Here is a 1,210-nt window from a genome sequence, read left to right on the forward strand (position 1 = left end):
GCGAGGGCTTTGCTTAATTGGCCGAGCGGGAGTGAGGCTCGATGTGGGGCATTTTTTTGTGCGTGCTCGGATAGCGCGCGAACGCAGACGGTCTTGTTTTCGTGGCGGATCGATGGCCTTGGGCTATGGCGGTCACACCACACCTCCCGCGGGACACAGCACCGCCCATCGTTTGAGGTTCATGGCCATGCAGAGAAGACGCAGATGGGTATGATTGCGTGCCAGGCCCAGATAGCGGGCTCGCGCCCAGCCGTAGACGCCCTTGAGACGCGCGAAGACCTGCTCGACCGGGGCGCGGCGCCGCCCTACGGCGTCGTTGAAGCGCTTCTGCCGTTCGGTCAGGGGATGATGCTTGTTGGGCCGGAACATCAGCCGCGGCTTGATGCCCCGGGCAGCCAGCCCGGCGCGACGCTCATGCTTGTCATAGGCCTGGTCGGCGTAGACCGCCTTCTCGTCACCGCTGATCAATTCGTCGGCGGGCACCGTATCGTTGACCGCAGCGTCGGTCAGCTTGCTGCGACGAATGATCGCCGAGCCCTGGTCGACACCGACATGCGCCTTGTAGCCGAAGTATCGCTTGCCACCCTTCTTGGTCCATCGCGCATCCGTATCGCGCTCGCTATTGACCAGCTTGCTCGGCGGGCGTCCGTCCGGGCCGGGAGGCAGCGGGTCCTTTGGCGGCCTCGGCGGTTTCACGGCCGCCGGGATCAGGCTGGCGTCGATCAATGTGCCTCGGCGCAGCACCAGCCCGCGCGCGTCGATCTGGCGCAGCATCTCGGCAAACAGCGTCTCGTCCAGGCCAGCCTGCTGCAAAGCTTCGCGAAAGCGCCAGATCGTCGTGTGGTCGGGCGTCTCGTCGCCCAGCGCAAAGCCGCAGAAGTCGCGGAACGAGGCCCGGTCATCGAGCGCTTCTTCCAGTTCCGGATCGGACAGACCGTACCATTGCTGCAACAGCACAGCCTTGAACATCATCAGTCGAGGATAGGCTGGCGCGCCACGCTCCGGCTCCGGAAGGCCCTTCAGCACGCGCTCGACAGCCGCCCAATCCACCAGTTCGCCAATCCGCCTCAGGACCACGCCGCCTTTGCCCCGCCGCGACGCCAACGCATCTGCGAAGCTCGGTTGCCCCACCTGCCGATATGCCATCCCCAGATCCTCTTCAAACGTCTCTTAGAGAATCGCAGATTCGCGATTTACGCAAAGCTCTCGC

At 64.4% G+C, this 1,210-nt stretch carries 1 protein-coding gene; it reads right to left on the reverse strand.

The window, feature by feature from the left end:
* Positions 1 to 132: 132 nt before the first annotated feature.
* Entirely contained in the window at positions 133 to 1,146 is a 1,014-nt protein-coding gene (locus AC0L2J_RS34725) for an IS5 family transposase (protein ID WP_473395978.1), read from the reverse strand.
* Positions 1,147 to 1,210: the final 64 nt, after the last annotated feature.

The organism is Bradyrhizobium sp. MV1.5 (assembly GCF_055807615.1).

What these genes read in the sequence shown, in the direction of transcription:
- AC0L2J_RS34725 (WP_473395978.1), bottom strand. Translation starts at nt 1,146, where the DNA reads ATGGCATATCGGCAGGTGGGGCAACCGAGCTTCGCAGATGCGTTGGCG.